General features: G+C 56.1%; 1 rRNA gene. It reads right to left on the minus strand.

Annotated features, from left to right (window positions below):
- A 23S ribosomal RNA gene (locus M3148_RS16875) occupies positions 1 to 1,209 on the minus strand; the annotation flags it as partial.
- Positions 1,210 to 1,432 lie beyond the last annotated feature (223 nt).

Below are 1,432 nucleotides of genomic sequence, written 5' to 3' on the forward strand. Positions count from 1 at the left end.
AATTGTCGGCGCAGAATCACTTGACCAGTGAGCTATTACGCACTCTTTCAAGGGTGGCTGCTTCTAAGCCAACCTCCTGGTTGTCTGTGCAACTCCACATCCTTTCCCACTTAGCACACGCTTAGGGGCCTTAGCCGGTGGTCTGGGCTGTTTCCCTCTCGACTACGAAGCTTATCCCCCGCAGTCTCACTGCTGCGCTTACACTTACCGGCATTCGGAGTTTGGCTGACGTCAGTAACCTGTTGGGGCCCATCGGCCATCCAGTAGCTCTACCTCCGGCAAGAAACACGCAACGCTGCACCTAAATGCATTTCGGGGAGAACCAGCTATCACGAAGTTTGATTGGCCTTTCACCCCTACCCACAGGTCATCCCCTCAGTTTTCAACCTAAGTGGGTTCGGTCCTCCACGCGGTCTTACCCGCGCTTCAACCTGCCCATGGGTAGATCACTTCGCTTCGGGTCTAGAGCACGCGACTCAATCGCCCTATTCGGACTCGCTTTCGCTACGGCTTCCCCACACGGGTTAACCTCGCCACGTACCACTAACTCGCAGGCTCATTCTTCAAAAGGCACGCCGTCACCCCAGCTAAGGAGGCTCCGACGGGTTGTAAGCATCCGGTTTCAGGTACTATTTCACTCCCCTCCCGGGGTACTTTTCACCTTTCCCTCACGGTACTTGTCCGCTATCGGTCACTAGGTAGTATTTAGGCTTAGCAAGTGGTCTTGCCAGATTCACACGGGATTTCACGGGCCCCGTGCTACTCGGGATCCCCACCGGGAGGTGATGCCATTTCGTCTACAGGGGTCTCACCTACTGTGCCCGGCCTTCCCAGACCGTTCGACTATGACAACACTTTTTTACTCCCTACCCAGCCGGCAGGCTGAGTGAGCGGGTCCCACAACCCCGAAGGTGCAACGACTGCCGTCTTTAACACACCCCCGGTTTAGCCTCATCCGCTTTCGCTCGCCACTACTCACGGAATATCTCTTCCTGTGGGTACTGAGATGTTTCACTTCCCCACGTTCCCTCCACACGCCCTATACATTCAGGCGCGGGTAACTGGGCATGACCCCAGCTGGGTTTCCCCATTCGGACATCCTCGGATCACGGTTCGTTAGCCAACTCCCCGAGGCTTATCGCAGGCCACCACGTCCTTCTTCGGCTCCTAGTGCCAAGGCATCCACCGAATGCTCTTAAAAACTTGACCACAAAAGATCAAAGATGCTCGCGTCCACTGTACAGTTCTCAAGCAACCCACCGACCAACCCCAACCCCCACACACCACAGCGTGAGGACCAGCAGAAGGCGGCCACCAGAAGAAACACACCCAACCACCCACACGGGATGGCTGTGGCCTGTGTCCTCAGGACCCAACAGCATGCCAAGTAATGATGTTCCACCCATGAGCAACCACCAGACACACGAACGGC

The sequence above is a fragment of the Georgenia satyanarayanai genome (genome assembly GCF_023715365.1).
Lineage (GTDB): Bacteria > Actinomycetota > Actinomycetes > Actinomycetales > Actinomycetaceae > Oceanitalea > Oceanitalea satyanarayanai_B.